Source organism: Nocardioides malaquae, from assembly GCF_015070385.1.
In the GTDB taxonomy this organism is placed as follows: Bacteria; Actinomycetota; Actinomycetes; order Propionibacteriales; family Nocardioidaceae; genus Nocardioides; species Nocardioides malaquae.
On record NZ_JADCSA010001352.1, the window covers coordinates 1 to 231 of the forward strand.

The following is a 231-nucleotide window of genomic DNA, read 5'->3' on the forward strand; positions in this document are numbered from 1 at the left end:
CTATCCCTGTTTTCAGCAGGAAATTAGCCAAATGTTTTTTCCCCCACTTTTCTTGTATGGAACGGTATACACACAAAGCACAAGAACTGCTTCATCATCTTCCCTAAAACAAGACTGGCTTCTGCTAAAGTACAAAAACACCCAAGCAGGCCTGTGGCAGCCAGTCACATCCCTCTGTCCTACTTTCCTTCTTTTCATCCTCCCCCTCCTCTCATATCCTCCTAGCCATCC

General features: G+C 45.9%; 1 protein-coding gene. It reads right to left on the reverse strand.

Going from position 1 to position 231, the window contains the following annotated elements; genetic code table 11:
* Positions 1-12 precede the first annotated feature (12 nt).
* Positions 13-231 (reverse strand): hypothetical protein (locus IEQ44_RS17545; RefSeq protein WP_227487736.1); only part of this gene is annotated, 219 nt, incomplete at its 5' end.